Source organism: Sphingorhabdus rigui, from assembly GCF_014196595.1.
GTDB lineage: Bacteria > Pseudomonadota > Alphaproteobacteria > Sphingomonadales > Sphingomonadaceae > Sphingorhabdus_B > Sphingorhabdus_B rigui.
Genome location: NZ_JACIEA010000001.1, coordinates 664,046 through 683,683, shown reverse-complemented (window position 1 = coordinate 683,683; position 19,638 = coordinate 664,046). Strand labels below are relative to the sequence as shown.

General features: G+C 54.2%; 10 protein-coding genes. 4 read left to right on the top strand and 6 right to left on the bottom strand.

Annotated features, from left to right (window positions below; genetic code table 11):
• Positions 1–25 precede the first annotated feature (25 nt).
• Positions 26–154, top strand: a complete 129-nt coding sequence (locus GGR91_RS11690) for a hypothetical protein (protein ID WP_281370178.1) — start codon at positions 26–28, stop codon at positions 152–154.
• 391 nt (positions 155–545) lie between these two features.
• On the opposite strand, the gene GGR91_RS03125 is transcribed toward GGR91_RS11690, so the two are convergent.
• The 6 genes from GGR91_RS03125 to lepA form a co-directional block, all read right to left on the bottom strand.
• Complete coding sequence (locus tag GGR91_RS03125) at positions 546–1,727, bottom strand: hypothetical protein (protein WP_183939959.1); 1,182 nt, start codon at positions 1,725–1,727, stop codon at positions 546–548.
• A gap of 5 nt (positions 1,728–1,732) precedes the next feature.
• Positions 1,733–2,176 carry a hypothetical protein gene (locus GGR91_RS03120; RefSeq protein WP_183939957.1) on the bottom strand — a complete coding sequence of 148 codons (444 nt, stop codon included), beginning with the start codon at positions 2,174–2,176 and terminating at the stop codon, positions 1,733–1,735.
• Entirely contained in the window at positions 2,173–4,023 is a 1,851-nt protein-coding gene (locus GGR91_RS03115) for a Z1 domain-containing protein (protein ID WP_183939955.1), read from the bottom strand. The genes GGR91_RS03120 and GGR91_RS03115 overlap by 4 nt, the downstream gene beginning before the upstream one ends.
• A gap of 464 nt (positions 4,024–4,487) precedes the next feature.
• Positions 4,488–5,702 (bottom strand): kynureninase, encoded by a 1,215-nt coding sequence (gene kynU / locus GGR91_RS03110; protein ID WP_183939953.1) that lies wholly within the window; start codon positions 5,700–5,702, stop codon positions 4,488–4,490.
• The gene (locus tag GGR91_RS03105) at positions 5,699–6,517 is read right to left on the bottom strand and encodes an alpha/beta hydrolase (RefSeq protein ID WP_246337029.1); all 819 of its coding nucleotides are present in this window, start codon (positions 6,515–6,517) and stop codon (positions 5,699–5,701) included. Before GGR91_RS03105 ends, kynU begins: the two co-directional genes overlap by 4 nt.
• A gap of 85 nt (positions 6,518–6,602) precedes the next feature.
• A complete protein-coding gene (gene lepA, locus GGR91_RS03100; protein ID WP_183939949.1) occupies positions 6,603–8,420 on the bottom strand; it encodes a translation elongation factor 4 in 1,818 nt (605 codons plus the stop codon).
• A 357-nt stretch (positions 8,421–8,777) separates the two neighbouring features.
• Here lepA and GGR91_RS03095 point away from each other — a divergent pair, with 357 nt between their 5' ends.
• The 3 genes from GGR91_RS03095 to rpoC all read left to right on the top strand — a co-directional run bounded on the left by GGR91_RS03095 (position 8,778) and on the right by rpoC (position 19,540).
• A complete protein-coding gene (locus GGR91_RS03095; RefSeq protein WP_183939948.1) occupies positions 8,778–9,713 on the top strand; it encodes an HNH endonuclease in 936 nt (311 codons plus the stop codon).
• Positions 9,714–11,021: 1,308 nt separating this feature from the next.
• Positions 11,022–15,179 carry a DNA-directed RNA polymerase subunit beta gene (rpoB, locus tag GGR91_RS03090; RefSeq protein WP_183939945.1) on the top strand — a complete coding sequence of 1,386 codons (4,158 nt, stop codon included), beginning with the start codon at positions 11,022–11,024 and terminating at the stop codon, positions 15,177–15,179.
• Positions 15,180–15,259: 80 nt separating this feature from the next.
• Entirely contained in the window at positions 15,260–19,540 is a 4,281-nt protein-coding gene (gene rpoC, locus GGR91_RS03085) for a DNA-directed RNA polymerase subunit beta' (protein ID WP_183939943.1), read from the top strand.
• Positions 19,541–19,638: the final 98 nt, after the last annotated feature.

Below are 19,638 nucleotides of genomic sequence, written 5' to 3'. Positions count from 1 at the left end.
GATGCCGCGCGCCTAGCAGAGGCGGATGCGTATGTCACCGCATACCGTATCGCACATTCCGGCGGACGAAGGGATGCAAGGCACAAAACTCCGCTACCGTGCGGCGCGCGCGTGGACAATGGGGGCAAAGAGCCGTTTCAACGCCGCCGGGTGACCGGGAAACAGCCTTAAATAGACAAGATTCACGCAAAATGCGGGGGGCAGTTGTCCACTTTGTCAATTTAGGGTCAGGACCTAAGACGGAAGCGATGCGCAGGTCGCAAGCCCTGTTAGCGCATAGGGCGTTTGCCGATGTCACGACCGCAATCGCATCGATAATCCTACATTGCAACGGTGCGTTCGGGGCGGAAGCAGGATTTTCGCCACAACCGCGACCAAGCCAAAGCGCACATGGCCGAAGCCAAAGACGACCGGAGATCAACCGCAGCGGTTGTGGGAGGCCTGTGCGACCGAGGAGAGTTGGGCGTGGGTGAGCGGGGAGGAAAGCCCATTGCTGCCGGGGCCGGAGAGTATGAGTGGAAGCGGATTATTAGCGGGCAGAGGCGCTAAGCCTTGGCAAACGTCAGTACCACTTCCTTGCGCATCCGTTTGCTAAGTGCTCCAGATTCAGGCGTCGGCAGATATCGACTTCCGCTTGGCAAATCGCGCTCGTGCCGAGTGGTTTCATTCAAGCCAACCGCTTTAGCAGCTTCTGCCAGTGCCTCGGAATTTTGGATATACACGCCTTGCAGACAGGAGTTCCCCATGACGAAGGTGGCAAATGCCTGTGGCTTCATTACACGCGCTACCTCACCAATCATCTTGTGCAAATCAACAACGTAGCGTTCTATCATACCATGGTAGCGGTTCGGTAAAGTGTCGAGTTCGCCCATCGAATTCTTGATCGACTGAAACGCTATTTTATCAAATGGTAAGTCAGGACGCTTCTCTGCGCCAATACTGTTGGACCTAGCTTTACTCAAATCGCTGTATCTATGACCAAGCCAGATCAATGACATACGGTGACCGCGCATATAATCAATTGCATTCAGATAAGGTGGCGATGTTACAACAGCGTCGACGCTCTCCGCATCTACCATAGACAAATTTCTAGCATCGCCGCGCCTTATTGTGGAAACGCCCTGTTTTGGAATTTGCGCAACTCGTTTCCTAACCGCACGAAGCGATTTCATAAAACCTGCGACGACATCATAATCGGATGCAAGGGACACACGATGAGGCCGGCTGTGAGAAGTATCTTGGGCAAGCGATGCCGCTTGCTTTTTCGTCACAATAATTCTGCTCAATGCAATCCGAAACACATCGGCTACATCGTCCGGCATATCGATTTCAATGTTCCTATGCAGCAGGGAAGCGATCCGTCTTAAATCCGCGCGCTGTGGCTCGGCAAACCAAAAGTTTACGAACCGCTCGGCGTCTTGATCGCCATCAATCCAAGGCAATGCTAGCTCGTCAACACTCGTCGCATTCAGAATCTTCAGAAAGCGTTGTTCGAAATCGCATAGAACGTCATCATCTACGCTCGTCGTCCCGACTTTGCTGATAAGAACAGCGAGAGGATCGAGATCAAAGCCCATCGAATGGAGGCCTTGGTTTTTTGCTACACGGGCGACGGTGCCTGAACCCGTCATTGGATCGAGGACAGTACCGGATGTCAAAGATGCCAATGAATTCAGCGCAAGATCAGGCGCCATCCGAGCAGGAAAAGGATGGATCGATGGCAACACTCTTCTTACAGTTCCTCATAGATAGCGTTCAACCCGCGCCGCTTGGAGCGGCCAAGTTTACCGTCAGTACCATTAACTCGATACATCGTATTTCTGTCACGATCCACCCTCACAAACCGAGTTGTTTGTGCATCTACAGGATTGATCATTCTAAATTCATTAAGAGTTAGTGCTACAAATCCATCTTGCCCACAAACATGAACAAGCCAAACGCTGCGACATTTTTTTCTTAGGCGCTCGACCTCGGCGATATTCTCATCGCCATAAGTAAACTGCCAAGGGGGCAACCTGCTAGCACTATGCTTAATATATATCCCAATTTTTCTGTTGATTATGAAGGTGTTTACCCGGCCAGCATCATCGTTCGCCTCGATGCGAAGCGGCTTTTGGCATCCAACCACCAAGTCGCGAATGGCAGCGCCATGATATCGTTCAAATTCGCTAATCATTTCAGATTTTTAATGAAACTGACCGAACCGTCAAACTTGTAGAAAAGACGAGCTTTGCCTGCTTCATTTCTAAATACTCGCAGAAAATGGATAGTATTTCCAACACGATCTGAGTCTCTAATCGTCAGGAAACCTCGTCGACGCTCGATCCGCTCTTTCTCAAGTGGCGACATTTTCGGGAAGACGTTCCCGCTGGGAAATAACTTCAGTCCAACTGTTTTTCGCGCAATGGAGTGACGAAGGAAGGTTTGCAAATACTGTGGGAATCCCGCTCCGATGAGAGCGGCCAGCGCGTCAACGATCTCCGCTGGTTCCTTTACATCGTTTGCGACCTCATTAATTCTAGGATCATAGTCGAAAATTGGGAAGCTCATTTCTCCTTTGTCCAAATCGACCGTTGATCGATCTATGCTGGCACTAGATACTGCCGCAATCTTCTTATCCGCAATCCAAACCGGCGAACCCAAGCCGCTTTCAATAGAGTCAAACGCCAGACGATGATAAACAAAGCATCTATGCCAATCCATAAATAGCGGCGTTGGTATTGTCAGCTCAAAATGACGAAGATACTTACCTCTACTTCCAAACATTCTCGCTCTTTGGATATATGTATCTTGTTGAAGTTTATTTTTTACATCTCTCGTGAAAAACATACCGAGAAGATTGTTAAATGTTACGCCACGAGAAACAATATTGCCGCCAATAACAATAGTAAATAATGAAGATGGATTTGTAGCATTACCACCAACTTTTTTGAAGTCTGGCTCACTATTTAATACCATAATTGCATTTCGGCTTATATTACTTATAATATATTTAGTAAGATTCGTTGCACTTATATCTTTGTATCTATTATCCGCAATATTCCATATTTCTTCTATATATTTTGCGAATTTTTTTCCTGATTTATCGGATAAAGCTGAGAAAATATTTCTAAACACATCCAAATTTTTACGATGGTCAATCTTTTTTCCGCTTGTATGTACCAAAAAAGCGTAATTTTGCTCGCGCTCTGAACTCATATTCAAATGCGCAACATTAACCATGAACCTAAAAAGTGCAGACCGTTCTTCACTTCCATCGTCATTTCTCGTACTCATAAGTTTCAATTGATAATTTAAACCAGAAACTCCAATTTCTTCAATATTCATTGGAAAGAAATCATCTTGCCCAGTATACATTCTATGTGGAGGGAATTTTACCCAGATATTAGAATCGTTATTTAAAGTATTGTTAAGATTTAATCGAGCTGGAGTAGCCGTAACCCCAATGTAATGGCCCGTATTTCCTATTATTTGCTCTATAAGATCATTAATAGGAGTTTTATCGCCCTTATTTACCTTCGAGTTCGGCGTTGCATAATCTGCCTCATCGTCAATAACGATGACATTATTCATCTTGCCAATCTTGTTAATTAATTTTCTCAGATCACTCCCATTTTTCTTGCAAAAGACGATGTGCTTACCATTCTTAACGTCCACAGAAGGATCCAAGATTTCGGCAAAGTTCTGTGCGGATGGCGCAATGCCGGAGCTGTGAAAGCGGCTCATATTCTGACCGAGCAAATCAACACTATCATTCAGGAGATGAATGATGAACCGATAGCCTTCGTCTAGCAGCTTAGCGGTGAGGCAAATCATCATTTCGGTCTTACCGCTCTGCGGTTCCCCATAGATGACAAACGACTTTTGCGTCCCATCTGAAAGATTACCTAAGGCACCGTTTACTGCGTCTTCAATACACTCGGTTTGATTCTCAGCAGCTTGAATACGCTTAAGCTGCTCCTGATATTGATTTTCGGGCCCGTCATCGGACAGGAAGTCTGAAATATTGAACTTGTCGGACATAGCCGCCCCTCCCGTCGATAATGATCGTAAGTCATTGGTCGCCTTCGGCTCGAAAGACTCAGGACTATCGGGACGTATTCTTCACCCAATAGGTAGCGCGGCGTCTATACGAACGGTTCGTATACGAGCCGCTCGTATACCAATCGGCCTATTTGGAAGAATGGGCTGCGCAGATGACGCACGGATTCGATGTGCCCACCCTATCGGCCCCGCGCATCCCTAGTGGCTTCGTGTCTTCGTGCGATACACCGTCGTCCTGAACTTGGTTCAGGATCTTACTTTTGGAGGGGTGCTGGTATTAAGATCCGGAAACGAGTTCAGGATGACGAAGGGGCGGGACGAACGGAACCGTCGCCCCTTACGCCTCACCCATCCGCCGCGCCGCGATAAACGCCGTCCGCCTTCGCCGAGGCTATAGCGCACATGCCTGCGCGATGTGGCCGATGCGCGAATAAGGCGGAGCCTCAAGTCACCGCATTGCGTATCGCAAATTCCGGCTGGCGATATGCGCCGCTTTCCACAATCGCGCGCAGATTCTCTCCGGCGCGCCAGATATCGGCATGGCTCAGCGTCAACGGCGTCAGGCCGAAGCGCAAGATATCGGGATCGCGAAAGTCGCCGATGACACCCTGTGCAATGAGTGCTTGGACGATTTCATAGGCATGGCTGTGGCGGAACGCGATATGGCTGCCGCGCTGGCTTGGCGTGCTTGGCGTCACGCACTCCAGCCCCGCGGCGGTGCCCGCGGCGTGGAAGATGTCCCACAACGCCGCTGATTTCGCCTCAACCTGCCGGATATCAATATCCGCCCACAGCTTCAGCCCGTTTTCCAGCGCGTTCAGCCCGAGCACCGACGGCGTTCCCGTCAACCAGCGCGTCATGCCCGCTGCCGCTTCATAGCCATCGGCAAATTCAAACGGCGCGGCATGGCCCATCCAGCCGGACAGCGGATTGTGCATCTGTTCTTGCCAACGCCTCGCCACATACAGAAACGCGGGCGCGCCGGGGCCGCCGTTGAGATATTTATAGCCGCAACCCACCGCCATATCCGCGCCCGCCGCGTTCAGCTCCACCGCCACCGCGCCCGCGCTATGGCTCAAGTCCCAGCAGATGAGCGCGCCGGCATCGTGCGCGGCCTTGGTCCAGCCCGCCATGTCGAAGCGTTCGGCGGTTTTGTAATGCACATGCGTCAGCAGCAGCAACGCCGTGTCATCGCCCAGCGCATCGGCCAGCGCGCCGCGTTCGACCACGCGCAATTCTGCGCCCGCGACCGCCGCCACCGCGCCTTCGGCAATGTGCAGGTCCGTCGGGAAATTCCCAGCCTCGCTCACCACCACATTGCGCGACGGGTTGAGGCGGAGCGCCGCGACGATCAGCTTGTACAGGTTCACCGAGGTTGAATCTGCGGAGATCACCTCATCCGCGTCTGCACCGATCAACGGCGCGATCATTGCGCCAACGCGCTGCGGCGCATCAATCCAGCCTTCGTTCCAGCTGCGGATCAACCGCTGGCCCCACGCATGGTTGAGAAGCTCCGTCCCCGCCGTCACGGTCGACAGGGGCAATTGCCCCAGCGAATTGCCATCGAGGTAAATCACGCCATCGGGGCACATGAACTGCGCGCGGTATCCACCCAGCGGGTCGGCGGCATCCAGCGCCTGCGCCTGTTCCAAGGTCATGGCTTTGCCGCCTTTAGGCCGAAGGTTTTCAATATCACCGCGCGCTGCTTGCCCCAGGAGACGGTCTCCGGCGCGATCAGCTCGGCATGGCCTTCATCGGGCGTTGTCACCATCTTCGCGCCATAAGCCGCGCCGAATGATGGCGGCGCGATACGGTCGCGGTCATTGTTAAACTGCAACTCGCGCGCACGCCCTTTGGGCATTTCGGGCGGAGACACCCGCGCAAAGGCATCGCCCGCCATCTTGGCCGCCGCTTTATTGCCGCACCCATGGTCGGGCAGCATCGTTTGCGCGCGCAAATCGGGCAAGCCACCCTGCGATATCGCAAGATCAACCTGCAAAGGTGCATCCCCGCGCAAGGCATCGCCCGTGGCCAGCGCCGACCGCCGCGCGAGCCACAGCGACAAATGCCCGCCTGCCGAATGGCCAATCGTCACCACCGGCGTGTCCGTCTTAAATCCATACTCCGCGCGCTTGGCCGCAAACATATCCGCCGCCGCGCCGACATCCTGATAGGTCCCGGGATAGCCGCCGCCCCGGTCCACCCCGCGATATTCGATGTTCCACACGCCGACACCATGTTTGCGCAGATCATCGGCGATCCAGTTCATGATATCGCGCTCGGCAATTTCGGTCTGCCAGCACCCGCCGTGGATCATCACCACCGCCGGATGCGGGCCAGCGCCTGCGGGCTTCCACACATCGACCAGCTGCAAGGCATCCGCGCCATAACGCACCGTCGTATCGGGCGCTGGCTTTGGCCGCGACAGCAGATCGTCCCACACCATCAGGCGCTTGGGTGCTACTGGTGCCATTGCTGCCTCCTTCGTCATTGGGGTGCAACCCGCCGCGCTGGTCAAGACCAAAAGCAAGAGCCCCAATCGCGCAGCGGCCAAATGCTTACTCCTCACCCATCCTGAGGGCCGCAATAAACGCCTCCTGCGGAATGCTGACATTGCCGTACTCGCGCATCTTGGCCTTGCCCTTTTTCTGCTTTTCCAGCAGCTTTTTCTTGCGGCTGATGTCGCCGCCATAGCATTTGGCGGTTACGTCCTTGCGCATCGCGGCGATGGTTTCGCGGGCGATCACTTTGCCGCCGATGGCCGCTTGGATGGGGATTTTGAACAAATGGCGCGGGATGAGGTCTTTTAGACGCTCGCACATGCCGCGGCCGCGGGCTTCGGCGGTGCCGCGGTGGACGATCATGCTCAGCGCGTCGACCGCGTCGCCATTGACCAGCACGCTCATCTTCACAAGGTCGCCTTCGCGGTGGCCGATCTGGTGGTAATCGAACGAGGCATAGCCGCGCGAAATGCTCTTCAACCGGTCATAGAAATCGAACACCACTTCGTTGAGCGGCAGTTCATAGACGATCTGCGCACGGCCACCGACATAGGTCAGTTGCTTTTGAATGCCGCGCCGGTCCTGACACAGTTTCAATATGCTGCCCAGATATTCGTCGGGGCAGTAAATCGTCGCCTCAATCCACGGCTCCTGAATTTCCGCGATGCGGTTAATGTCGGGCATGTCGGCGGGGTTGTGCAGCTCCATAGTGCGGGCATCTTCGGTCTTCGACCGGCTCAGCTCCAGCTTGTACACAACCGACGGCGCGGTGGTGATAAGGTCCAGGTCAAATTCGCGCGTCAGGCGCTCCTGAATGATCTCAAGGTGCAACAGCCCCAGGAACCCGCAGCGAAAGCCAAAGCCCAACGCCGCGCTGCTTTCGGTTTCGAAACTGAATGATGCGTCGTTCAGGCGCAGCTTGCTGATGCTTTCGCGCAATTTTTCAAAGTCCGCAGCATCGGTGGGGAACAGGCCGCAGAACACCACGGGCTGCACTTCCTTAAACCCGGGCAGCGGTTCGGCGGCGGGGCGCTTTGCATCGGTGATGGTGTCACCCACGCGGGTCTGCGCGACTTCTTTAATCTGCGCGGTGATAATGCCGACTTCGCCCGCCGCGATTTCGGACAGGATTTCCAGTTTTGGTCGCATACAGCCGACGCGGTCGACCAAATGCTTTGTGCCGGCCGCCATGAATTGGATTTCCTGACCTTTTTTGATCACGCCGTCGATGACGCGGATCAGGATGACGACGCCCAGATAGGGGTCGTACCATGAATCGACCAACATCGCCTTCAACGGCGCGTTGCGGTCGCCCTTGGGCGGCGGAATGCGCGTGACCACGGCCTCCAACACCTCATCAATGCCGATGCCCGATTTCGCCGAAGTCAGCACCGCATTGTCGGCGGGCAAGCCAATGATTTCCTCAATCTCGGCCTTCACCTTGTCCACCTCTGCCGCGGGCAGATCGATCTTGTTGATGACGGGCACGATTTCATGGTCATGCTCAATCGATTGATAGACGTTGGCCAGCGTCTGCGCCTCAACACCTTGCGCGGCGTCGACGACAAGCAACGCGCCTTCGCACGCGGCGAGGCTGCGGCTGACTTCATAGGCAAAGTCGACATGGCCCGGCGTGTCCATCAGGTTCAATTGATAGGTGATGCCGTCCTTCGCGGTATAATCCAGCCGCACCGTCTGCGCCTTGATCGTGATGCCGCGTTCTTTTTCAATGTCCATATTATCAAGGACTTGGCTCGTCATCTCACGCGCCGTCAGGCCGCCCGTTTGCTGGATCAGCCGATCCGCAAGGGTCGACTTCCCGTGATCAATGTGCGCGATTATGGAAAAATTACGGATAAGCGAGAGTTCGGTCATGCAGCCGCCCCTAGCAGGGCTGCCCCGCCCCTTCAAGCATGGCGGAACGCCTGTATCACGCTAGGTGAATGGGGATAATGGATGGGGATGTGTGGGAAAGTGGTTTTTGGAGCGGACGGCTCCTCTCCATCGACTTGCGATGGGGAGGTGGCGCGCCAGAGCGAAGCGGCGGCGTGACGGAGGGGCCCCTCCACCACCCTGCGGGCGGTCCCCCTCCCCATCGCAAGTCGATGGGGAGGATTTAGAAATCGAAGTTTACGCGTCGCTCGGTTTCGAGCGTGCTTTCTTCGGCGTAGATATAAAGTGAGCAGTCTTATTTTACAGAAATCTGCATTTCGATTGCCTGACCAATAAGAATTGGATGACTTTGCTGAAAATTATCGACATCATTTAGCGTTCGTTTCAGGAAGCAAAGATACGATGCCAATAACTGTAGGTAACATTGTCGACGCACTTGAAGCACTTGGCGGTGAAGCGCATTATTCCGATATTACTGCGCAGGTTCTAAAAGTTGCCCAGGCCCCTTTCCCTGCAGACCCGGCAGCAAGTGTGAGGGCACGACTGCAGGAACGATGCTCCGATTATAAAGCCTTCAAGCACAAACAAGACTTGTTCGAAAGTGACGCTGGAACAGGCATCTGGCGTTTTCGTCAGTGGCGGAAAGCGTCTCCCCAGCCGTCCCAGTTAAAAGAAGAGTTAGATATCTACGAAGGATTTGAAGGGCGACTTGTTCCAAAGTTACATTTGGTACGAGAGCGTGACCCAAAACTTATTGCCAAGTTCAAAGCCACTTTGGCAGAAGCCCGCTGCGAAGCGTGTAGCATCAATCTATCTGAAATATACGGAGCGCTAGCGGCAGATTATATTGAGGCGCATCACAAGAAGCCTGTGGCGTTGATACAAGAGGGAAGCGCTACGACTCTCGATGACCTTGCCGCCCTGTGTCCGAACTGCCATCGCATTATCCATAAAAATTATCCGATGTCTGTCGACGAACTGGCTGCCGTCGTTGCAGCGCCGAACGGGTTCGTTGGAGATGTCCAAAGCGCGCGCGACAAGCGCAAGAGCTGGAAAGATGCTGTTTATGCAGCAATCGTGAGGCTAGTGAACAGCGAGCACGCAAGCAATTTTACCCGACAAAACCTCATCGAGCATGAGCTCGCCAAGATCATTGCGGACGTCAACAGCAAGGGCGAAACACCAGAGCAGACGCTGAGTAGGGTATTGCAGGAACTGAAGTCGGCTGGAGTGATAGATTTTATCGACAATCGTGGGACGTATCGACTTAACTAATTGTTTTAGATCTTTTTTATTGATCCTTTCACAATTGTGATCAACTATCGCACATCATGCATGGACGATCTTTGGGACATTATGACCGCAGCCACCTAGAGGCGATCATCTTAGGATCACACGTCTTGTACATTGATGGCCGCTTGTCTGCTCTCTCACTCGAAAACCATCAGGCAGCACGTTTCTGGTCGACCGACACTAGCTGGTGCATCGAAAGCAAGTCGTGGTTTGAAGATTACCGGGAGAGCGGCAAACTCGTGCTGTTTCGTTTGCATAAAGAAAACCGTCGATATTTGCTTAGCCCCGCAAATCTAGAGTTCCGCAATGCCAGAAATAGACGTGTGAACTTGAGAGCCTTCATTGAGCGTTTTCCCAACGTCGAATCTACGGTCCGGCAGATTCTAGCTCGCGATTGGGGCGCGCTCTTTCATTTTGAACTGGCCAGGCCAGATATGCACTTTGATCATAGCCTTGACCTAAATGGGCTGCAGATATCGTCGTTGCCATGTCGACTGTCCGTTAGAGACGACTTAGTGTTAAGATATAACCCCATTACTACGCTACCTGCCGACCTGATAATCGGCGGAAATCTTGACATTAGGGATACAGGTATCCTGTCCGTTCCCGACAGCGTTCAAATCATGGGTAGAGTTATTCGCTAATGCCGCCTTCAGTGGATGAACGCCAAAACCGAAGCATACTGTGAACAAATGTCTAGCGGCTTATTCGCCTAAAGTGCCAATTTTCACGTAGTAAAAAAGTAAGACCCTGAAACAGTTGTGCTCTGCACGCCTTCGGCTCCAGGGTGACGAATGGAGGGTGACGGGCCCCGGTCATTTCGGCACCGCTACCCCTCGCCCCTTGAAATGTAGGATTTGCCCTGCGATCATCGGCGCGGTCATCGGTAACTGCCCCTCTGGCTGATCGGGGTTCGCACAACAGCCGCCTTCCACACTTAAAGCGACAAAGGGGACAATCATTTCATCGCCGCAGGTGTCTTTTGTATCCTTAAGGGCCAAATCCGGCCCGCTTGCGGGTGCTGCGCCGCCGCGGAATTGGCTGTGATTGGCGCAGGCCGGGGTTGACCCTCACCGCCTGCGGCTCTATACGACGTCCAACATCTGCCCCATCGGGATTGGCCTTGTCGTCGCGCAACTTGGCTAAAGCATTGAAGGGTCTGGATTTTCACATACGCGAAACGGCTGCACGGCAGGACCCGAATCTTCGGACCTTTGCCATGCGGCCTTTTCTTGTCTGGTGAAAACGAATTTAGCGCGTTTGACATTTCTAACTGAGGCAAAGCACCTTATGGCAACCCGTACCGCTCCTGCGACACTCTCGCGTCAAAAGCGTATCCGCAAAATCTTCGGTAACATCCACGAAGTTATCGACATGCCCAACCTGATTGAGGTTCAGCGCGAAAGCTATGAGCAGTTCCTGCGCTCTGACCCGTCCATTGGTTATGTATCCGGCCTCGAAAAAACGCTGCGCAGCGTTTTCCCGATTAAGGATTTTGCCGGAACGTCGGAACTCGACTTCGTCCATTACGAACTCGAAGATCCCAAATATGACGTTGAAGAATGCCGTCAGCGCGGAATTACCTATGCCGCACAGATGAAGGTGACATTGCGCCTCATCGTGTTTGAGGTTGACCCTGACACCGAAGCGCGTTCGGTCCTCGATATTAAGGAGCAGGACGTATACATGGGCGACATGCCGCTCATGACGCATAACGGCACATTCTTCGTCAACGGTACAGAGCGCGTTATCGTTTCGCAGATGCACCGTTCGCCGGGCGTTCTTTTTGACCATGACCGCGGTAAAACGCACTCATCGGGCAAATATCTGTTCGCCGCGCGCGTTATTCCATACCGTGGTTCGTGGCTCGACTTTGAATTTGATGCCAAGGATATCGTCAACGTCCGTATCGACCGTAAGCGCAAATTGCCGGTCACGACCTTGCTCTACGCGCTGGGCTTGAACGACGAAGAAATCCTCAGCCACTTCTACGACCGCGTGACATTTGAACGTGGCACCGGTGGCTGGAAAATTCCATTCAACGCGGAACAATGGCGTGCGTCGAAACCGATGTTCGACATCGTCGATGCAAAGACCGGCGAAGTCGTGTTCCCTGCGGGCACCAAGGTTACCCCACGCGCCGCGAACAAAGCGGTCAAGGATGGCCTGACGCATCTGCTGATCCCGACCGAAGAAATCTTTGGCCGTTATTCGGCGTTCGACCTGATCGACGAAAAGACGGGCCGGATTTATGTTGAAGCGGGTGACGAAATCACCGCTGAAAACTTGGAAGCATTGGACAAGGCCGGCATCGACAGCCTTGAGCTGCTCGACATCGACCATGTCATCACCGGCGCATGGATGCGCAACACGTTGAAGGCCGACAAGGCCGAGAACCGCGACATGGGCCTTGATGCGATCTACCGCGTCATGCGTCCTGGCGAGCCGCCAACGCGCGAAACCGCAGAAGCATTGTTCGCTGGCCTGTTCTTTGATCCAGATCGCTACGACCTCAGCGCGGTTGGCCGCGTGAAGTTGAACATGCGTCTGCAGCTTGACGTTGAAGACACGCTCACCACCTTGCGGACGGAGGATATCCTCGCCGTGGTCAAGGAACTGGTGAACCTGAAGGACGGCAAGGGCGAAATCGACGATATCGATAACCTCGGCAACCGTCGTGTCCGTTCGGTCGGCGAATTGCTGGAAAACCAGTATCGCGTCGGTCTGCTCCGTATGGAGCGCGCCGTGAAAGAACGTATGAGCTCGGTTGACGTATCGACCGTGATGCCAAACGATCTGATCAACGCAAAGCCAGCGGTTGCTGCGGTGCGCGAATTCTTCGGCAGCTCGCAATTGTCGCAGTTTATGGATCAGACCAACCCGCTTTCGGAAGTCACCCACAAGCGCCGCGTTTCGGCCCTTGGACCAGGTGGTCTGACGCGTGAGCGCGCCGGCTTTGAAGTCCGCGACGTTCACCCAACGCATTATGGCCGTATCTGCCCGATTGAAACGCCAGAAGGCCCGAACATCGGTCTGATCAACTCGCTGGCATCATTCAGCCGCGTGAACAAATATGGCTTTATCGAAACGCCGTACCGCAAGGTCATCGACAATAAAGTCACCGACGACGTGGTCTATCTCTCCGCCATGGAAGAGCAGAAGAACACCATCGCGCAGGCGAACGCCGAACTGAACGCCGATGGCAGCTTTGCCGAGGACCTGATTTCGTCACGTGAAGCTGGCGAATTCCTGATGGCACCGCGCGACCAGATCACGTTGATGGACGTTTCGCCAAAGCAGCTGGTTTCGGTTGCTGCGTCGCTCATCCCGTTCCTGGAAAACGATGACGCCAACCGCGCATTGATGGGTTCGAACATGCAACGTCAGGCCGTGCCTTTGCTCCGTGCAGAAGCACCGTTTGTCGGCACCGGCATGGAAGAAACCGTTGCCCGCGATTCCGGCGCTGCTATCGCTGCACGCCGCACCGGTATCGTCGACCAAGTCGATGCGACCCGTATCGTTGTCCGCGTGACTGGCGACGTTGAACCCGGCAAATCGGGCGTCGACATCTACACGCTGCAAAAGTTCCAGCGTTCGAACCAGAACACCTGCATCAACCAGAAACCATTGGTGAAGGTTGGTGACGTCATCGAAGCTGGCGACATCATCGCCGACGGTCCTTCGACCGAACTGGGCGAACTCGCACTGGGCAAGAACAGCCTCGTCGCGTTTATGCCTTGGAACGGTTACAACTACGAAGACTCGATCTTGATCTCCGAACGCATCGTGAAAGACGATGTCTTCACTTCGGTCCACATCGAAGAATTCGAAGTTATGGCCCGCGATACAAAGCTTGGACCTGAAGATATCACCCGCGATATTCCAAACGTAGGTGAAGAAGCGCTTCGCAGCCTCGACGAAGCTGGCATCGTGTACATCGGCGCAGAAGTGCACCCCGGTGACATTCTGGTCGGCAAGATCACGCCAAAGGGCGAGAGCCCAATGACGCCCGAAGAAAAGCTGCTGCGCGCCATCTTTGGTGAAAAGGCAAGCGACGTGCGCGACACATCGTTGCGTCTGTCACCTGGTGTAGCTGGTACTGTTGTTGAAGTGCGCGTGTTTAACCGCCACGGCATCGACAAGGACGAGCGTGCGATGGCCATCGAACGCGAAGAAATCGAGCGTCTTGCGAAGGATCGCGAGGACGAACGTTCGATTTTGAACCGTGCGACATACAACCGCCTGAAAGACATGCTCATTGGTCAAACTGCAGCCGCAGCGCCAAAGGGTATCAAGAAGGGCGACACGATCACTGAGGATAATCTCAGCGAAGTCGAGCGTCACGAATGGTGGAAAATCGCGGTTGCCGATGACAAGATCCAGGGCGACCTGGAAGCGGTCAAGGTTCAGTATGACGATGCCGTCAAGCTGATCGTTGAGAAGTTCGAAGATCGTCGTGAGAAGCTGGAGCGCGGTGATGAACTCGCACCTGGCGTGCTCAAGATGGTCAAGGTGTTCGTCGCGGTTAAGCGTAAGCTGCAGCCAGGCGACAAGATGGCCGGACGTCACGGAAACAAGGGTGTTATCTCGCGGATCCTTCCGCAAGAAGACATGCCGTTCCTTGCCGATGGTACACCTGTCGACATCGTGCTCAACCCGTTGGGCGTTCCATCGCGTATGAATGTCGGGCAGATTTTCGAAACCCACCTTGGTTGGGCCGCACGCGGTTTGGGCATGCAAATTGGTGAGGCTTTGGAAGAGTGGCGACACAATAACCCGAACCCTGAAGCCGCGGCACCGCCAGCGATCGTGCGCGAACGTTTGGCCAAGGCCTATGGCGAAGATTATGCCGACGAGATCAAGAACCGCAGCGACGCGGACATCATTGAACTTGCAAGCAATGTCGTCACCGGCGTTCCAATGGGCACACCTGTGTTCGACGGCGCACGTGAAGCGGACGTGACCACAATGCTCCAGCTCGCTGGACTTGACGGTTCGGGTCAATCCGACCTGTTCGACGGCCGTACCGGTGACAAGTTCGACCGTAAGGTAACCGTAGGCATCATCTACATGCTTAAATTGCATCACCTTGTTGATGACAAGATCCACGCCCGTTCAATCGGACCGTACAGCCTTGTTACGCAGCAGCCACTCGGTGGTAAGGCGCAATTCGGTGGTCAGCGTTTCGGGGAAATGGAATGCTGGGCACTTCAGGCATATGGCGCGGCCTATACCTTGCAGGAAATGCTCACGGTCAAATCCGATGACGTTATCGGGCGTACCAAGGTTTACGAAGCGATCGTCAAGGGTGACGACAGCTTTGAAGCCGGTATCCCCGAAAGCTTCAACGTTCTGGTTAAGGAAATGCGCTCATTGGGTCTGAATGTTGACCTGAAAGCGCACGACTTGATCGAAGGTGACGAGGGCTTTGCCGAGGCAGCGGAATAAGCAGAGCCGGGCGGACTTAGGTCCGCCCCCTGCCCCTGCCCTTAGGTTTTCATGGGCAAAAGCCCAATGAGGAAAAGATTATGAACGAACTGAGCAAATTCAACAATCCCATCGCCAAGGTCGAAACATTTGACCAGATCCAGATCGGGATCGCATCGCCGGAAAAAATCCGCAGCTGGTCTTTTGGTGAAATCAAAAAGCCCGAAACCATCAACTACCGTACGTTCAAGCCAGAGCGTGACGGCCTTTTCTGCGCACGTATCTTCGGACCCGTGAAGGACTATGAGTGCCTTTGCGGTAAGTATAAGCGCATGAAGTATAAGGGCGTCGTCTGTGAAAAGTGCGGCGTTGAAGTCACCGTTACCAAAGTGCGCCGTGAGCGCATGGGCCACATCGAGCTCGCTGCCCCTGTTGCGCATATCTGGTTCCTGAAGTCGCTGCCTTCGCGCATCGGCCTGTTGCTTGATATGCAGTTGAAGCAGCTTGAGCGCGTGCTGTATTTCGAAAACTACATCGTTACCGAGCCCGGCCTGACCGCGCTTGAGAAGTTCCAGTTGCTGAGCGAAGACGAATTGCTCGACGCGCAGGACGAATATGGCGAAGACGCTTTCACCGCCAGCATTGGTGCCGAAGCCGTCAAGACCATGTTGATGGACCTCGACCTTGAGCAAGAGCGTACCGACCTGCTCGACGAGCTTGCTGTTACCAAGTCGGAACTTAAGCCCAAGAAGATCATCAAGCGTTTGAAGGTCGTCGAAAGCTTCATCGATTCAGGCAACAAGCCCGAGTGGATGATTTTGGACGTCATTCCCGTCATTCCACCAGAATTGCGCCCATTGGTGCCGCTGGATGGTGGTCGTTTTGCAACGTCCGATCTGAACGATCTCTATCGCCGCGTTATCAACCGTAACAACCGTTTGAAGCGCCTGATTGAACTGCGCGCGCCAGACATCATCGTCCGCAACGAAAAGCGCATGTTGCAGGAAGCTGTTGACGCATTGTTCGACAATGGCCGTCGCGGCCGTACGATCACTGGTGCCAACAAGCGTCCACTGAAGTCGCTGTCCGACATGCTCAAGGGCAAGCAGGGCCGTTTCCGCCAGAACCTTTTGGGTAAGCGCGTCGATTATTCGGGTCGTTCGGTTATCGTGACCGGTCCTGAATTGAAATTGCATCAGTGCGGCCTGCCAAAGAAGATGGCGCTCGAACTGTTCAAGCCGTTCATCTACTCGCGTCTGGATGCGAAGGGTCTTTCGATGACCCTGAAACAAGCCAAGAAGTGGGTCGAAAAGGAACGTAAGGAAGTTTGGGACATCCTCGATGAGGTTATCCGCGAGCACCCTGTGTTGCTGAACCGCGCACCGACACTTCACCGTTTGGGCATTCAGGCGTTCGAGCCTGTCCTGATTGAAGGTAAGGCTATCCAGCTTCACCCGCTCGTCTGCTCGGCCTTTAACGCCGACTTTGACGGTGACCAGATGGCTGTTCACGTTCCATTGAGCCTTGAGGCCCAGTTGGAAGCACGCGTTTTGATGATGTCCACCAACAACATCCTGTCGCCTGCAAACGGTAAGCCAATCATCGTTCCTTCACAGGATATGGTCTTGGGTCTGTATTATCTTTCAATGGATCGCCGCGGCGAGCCAGGCGAAGGCATGATGCTGTCCGACATGGCTGAAGTGCATCAGGCGCTTGAAGTTGGTGCCGTAACGCTCCACTCCAAGATCATCGCCCGCGTTCCACAGACCGGTGAAGATGGCGTTGAGCGCATGGTTCGCTTTGACACCACACCAGGCCGTATGTTGCTCGCAGAAACGCTGCCAAAGAGCCACCGCGTGCCGTTCGAAACCGTCAACCGCCTTCTCACCAAGAAGGAAATCGGCGACGTTATCGATCAGGTTTACCGTCACACGGGTCAGAAAGACACGGTATTGTTCGCCGACGCCATCATGTCGCTCGGTTTCAAATATGCGTTCAAGGCCGGCATTTCGTTCGGCAAGGACGACATGATCATTCCGGAAGAAAAGACGGAAATGGTTGCTGAAACCAAGGCAATTGTTGCCGACTTTGAGCAGCAGTATCAGGACGGTCTGATCACGCAGCAGGAAAAGTACAACAAGGTCATCGACGCCTGGTCCACATGTGGTGACAAGGTCGCCAACGCCATGATGGACAAGCTGAAGGCATCGCCAACCGACGAACATGGCCGTGAATTGCCAGTCAACTCGGTGTACATGATGAGCCACTCCGGTGCGCGTGGTTCGCCAGCGCAGATGAAGCAGCTTGCCGGTATGCGCGGTCTGATGGCCAAGCCTTCGGGCGAGATCATCGAAACGCCGATCATTTCGAACTTTAAGGAAGGTCTGACCGTTCTCGAGTATTTCAACTCGACCCACGGTGCCCGTAAGGGTCTGGCCGATACTGCACTGAAGACCGCAAACTCAGGTTACCTGACACGCCGTCTGGTCGACGTATCGCAGGATTGCACCATTGTTGAAGTCGATTGCGGTACCGAGCGCGCGTTGGAAATGCGTTCGATCGTTCAGGGTGGTTCAACCATCGCCTCACTTGGTGAGCGTGTCCTTGGCCGTACCACGGCAGAAGATATCCTTGGCCTTGATGGCAAGGTGCTGATCCCTGCCGGAACCTTGCTCGACGAGCCAATGGTTGCTGCGATGGAAGAAACCGGCATTCAGGCCCTCAAGATCCGTTCACCGCTGGTGTGCGAATCCAAGGTCGGTGTTTGCGGTACCTGCTACGGTCGTGACCTTGCTCGCGGTACGCCAGTCAACATCGGTGAAGCTGTCGGCGTTATCGCGGCGCAGTCCATCGGTGAGCCTGGAACCCAGCTGACCATGCGTACCTTCCACATTGGTGGTGCGGCGCAGTTGAACGAACAATCGAACCTTGATGCAACTGCATCGGGTAAGGTCATGTATCGCGATCTGCCAAGCATCGTCGACAAGCGTAAGAAGCGCCTGGCGATGGCCCGTAACGGTGAACTTGTCATCGTCGACAAGGATGGCCGCGAGATGGAAATTCACCGTCTGCCTTATGGTGCGACGTTGGCATTCCCAGATGGTGCGGAGGTCAATGTTGGTGATCGTCTGGCTGAATGGGATCCATTCACCATGCCAATCATCACCGAAAAGTCAGGTATCATTAAATATCAGGACCTGATCGACGGCAAGACGCTGACCGAGCAAACCGACGAAGCAACGGGTATCGCCCAGCGCGTCGTTATCGAAGATCGTGCCGGCAGCCGCACCAAGAAAGAAGACCTTCGTCCACGCATTACCTTGCTGGATGACGATAGCGGTGAAGCTGCGCGTTATCTGCTCGGCGTAGGAACGATGCTTTCGGTTGAAGACGGTGCCATGGTTCAGGCAGGCGATGTTATCGCTCGTGTGACCCGTGAATCTGCCAAGACCCGTGATATCACCGGTGGTCTGCCACGCGTTGCCGAATTGTTCGAAGCACGTATTCCGAAGGATAACGCAATCATTGCGAAGATTTCGGGCCGCGTTGAATTCGTCCGTGACTATAAGGCGAAGCGCAAGATCGCGATTGTTCCGGAAGAAGGCGATCGTATTGAGTATCTGATCCAGAAGTCGAAGGTACTTGATGTTCAGGAAGGCGATTTCGTTCGTAAGGGCGATAACCTGATTGCTGGTTCGCCGAACCCGCATGACATCCTTGAAGTCATGGGCATTGAAGCACTGGCTGAATATCTGGTTGCAGAAATTCAGGAAGTGTATCGTTTGCAGGGCGTGAAGATCAACGACAAGCACATCGAAACGATCGTTCGTCAGATGTTGCAGAAGGTTGAAATCACATTCGGTGGCGACACAACCTTGCTTCCCGGCGAACAGGTTGACCGCGAAGAAATGGACGCAATCAATGCGAAGCTGTCCAAGGGTCAGGCGCCTGCAACCGGTAACCCGGTTCTGTTGGGCATCACCAAGGCTTCGTTGCAGACACGTTCGTTCATCTCGGCAGCATCCTTCCAAGAAACCACACGCGTCCTCACACAGGCCGCTGTGGAAGGTAAGAAGGACATCCTGACCGGTCTGAAGGAAAACGTCATCGTTGGTCGTCTGATCCCTGCGGGTACTGGCTCTGCCATGAACCGCATGCGGATTGCCGCGACAAGCCGCGACGTTGCGCTTCGTGCCAGCTACAAAAAGCTTCAGGAAAGCCTGATTGCGCCTGAGACAGCAGCTGAAGAGCATGCTGCTGAATTGGCACAGGGTTCTGAAGCAGCCATCGGTGACGATGTGTTGGCAAAGGTGATTTCGGATGATCTGACCACCACTGACGCCGCCATCGATGATGTTGTGGATGCCGGCGAAGAGGAATAAGCTTCGCTTCCTTCAAGGAATAACAAAAGCCCGCTGGAAGCAATTCCGGCGGGCTTTTTGCTGTGTTATGTGAATAAATCACTGGCCTAATCTTTTTG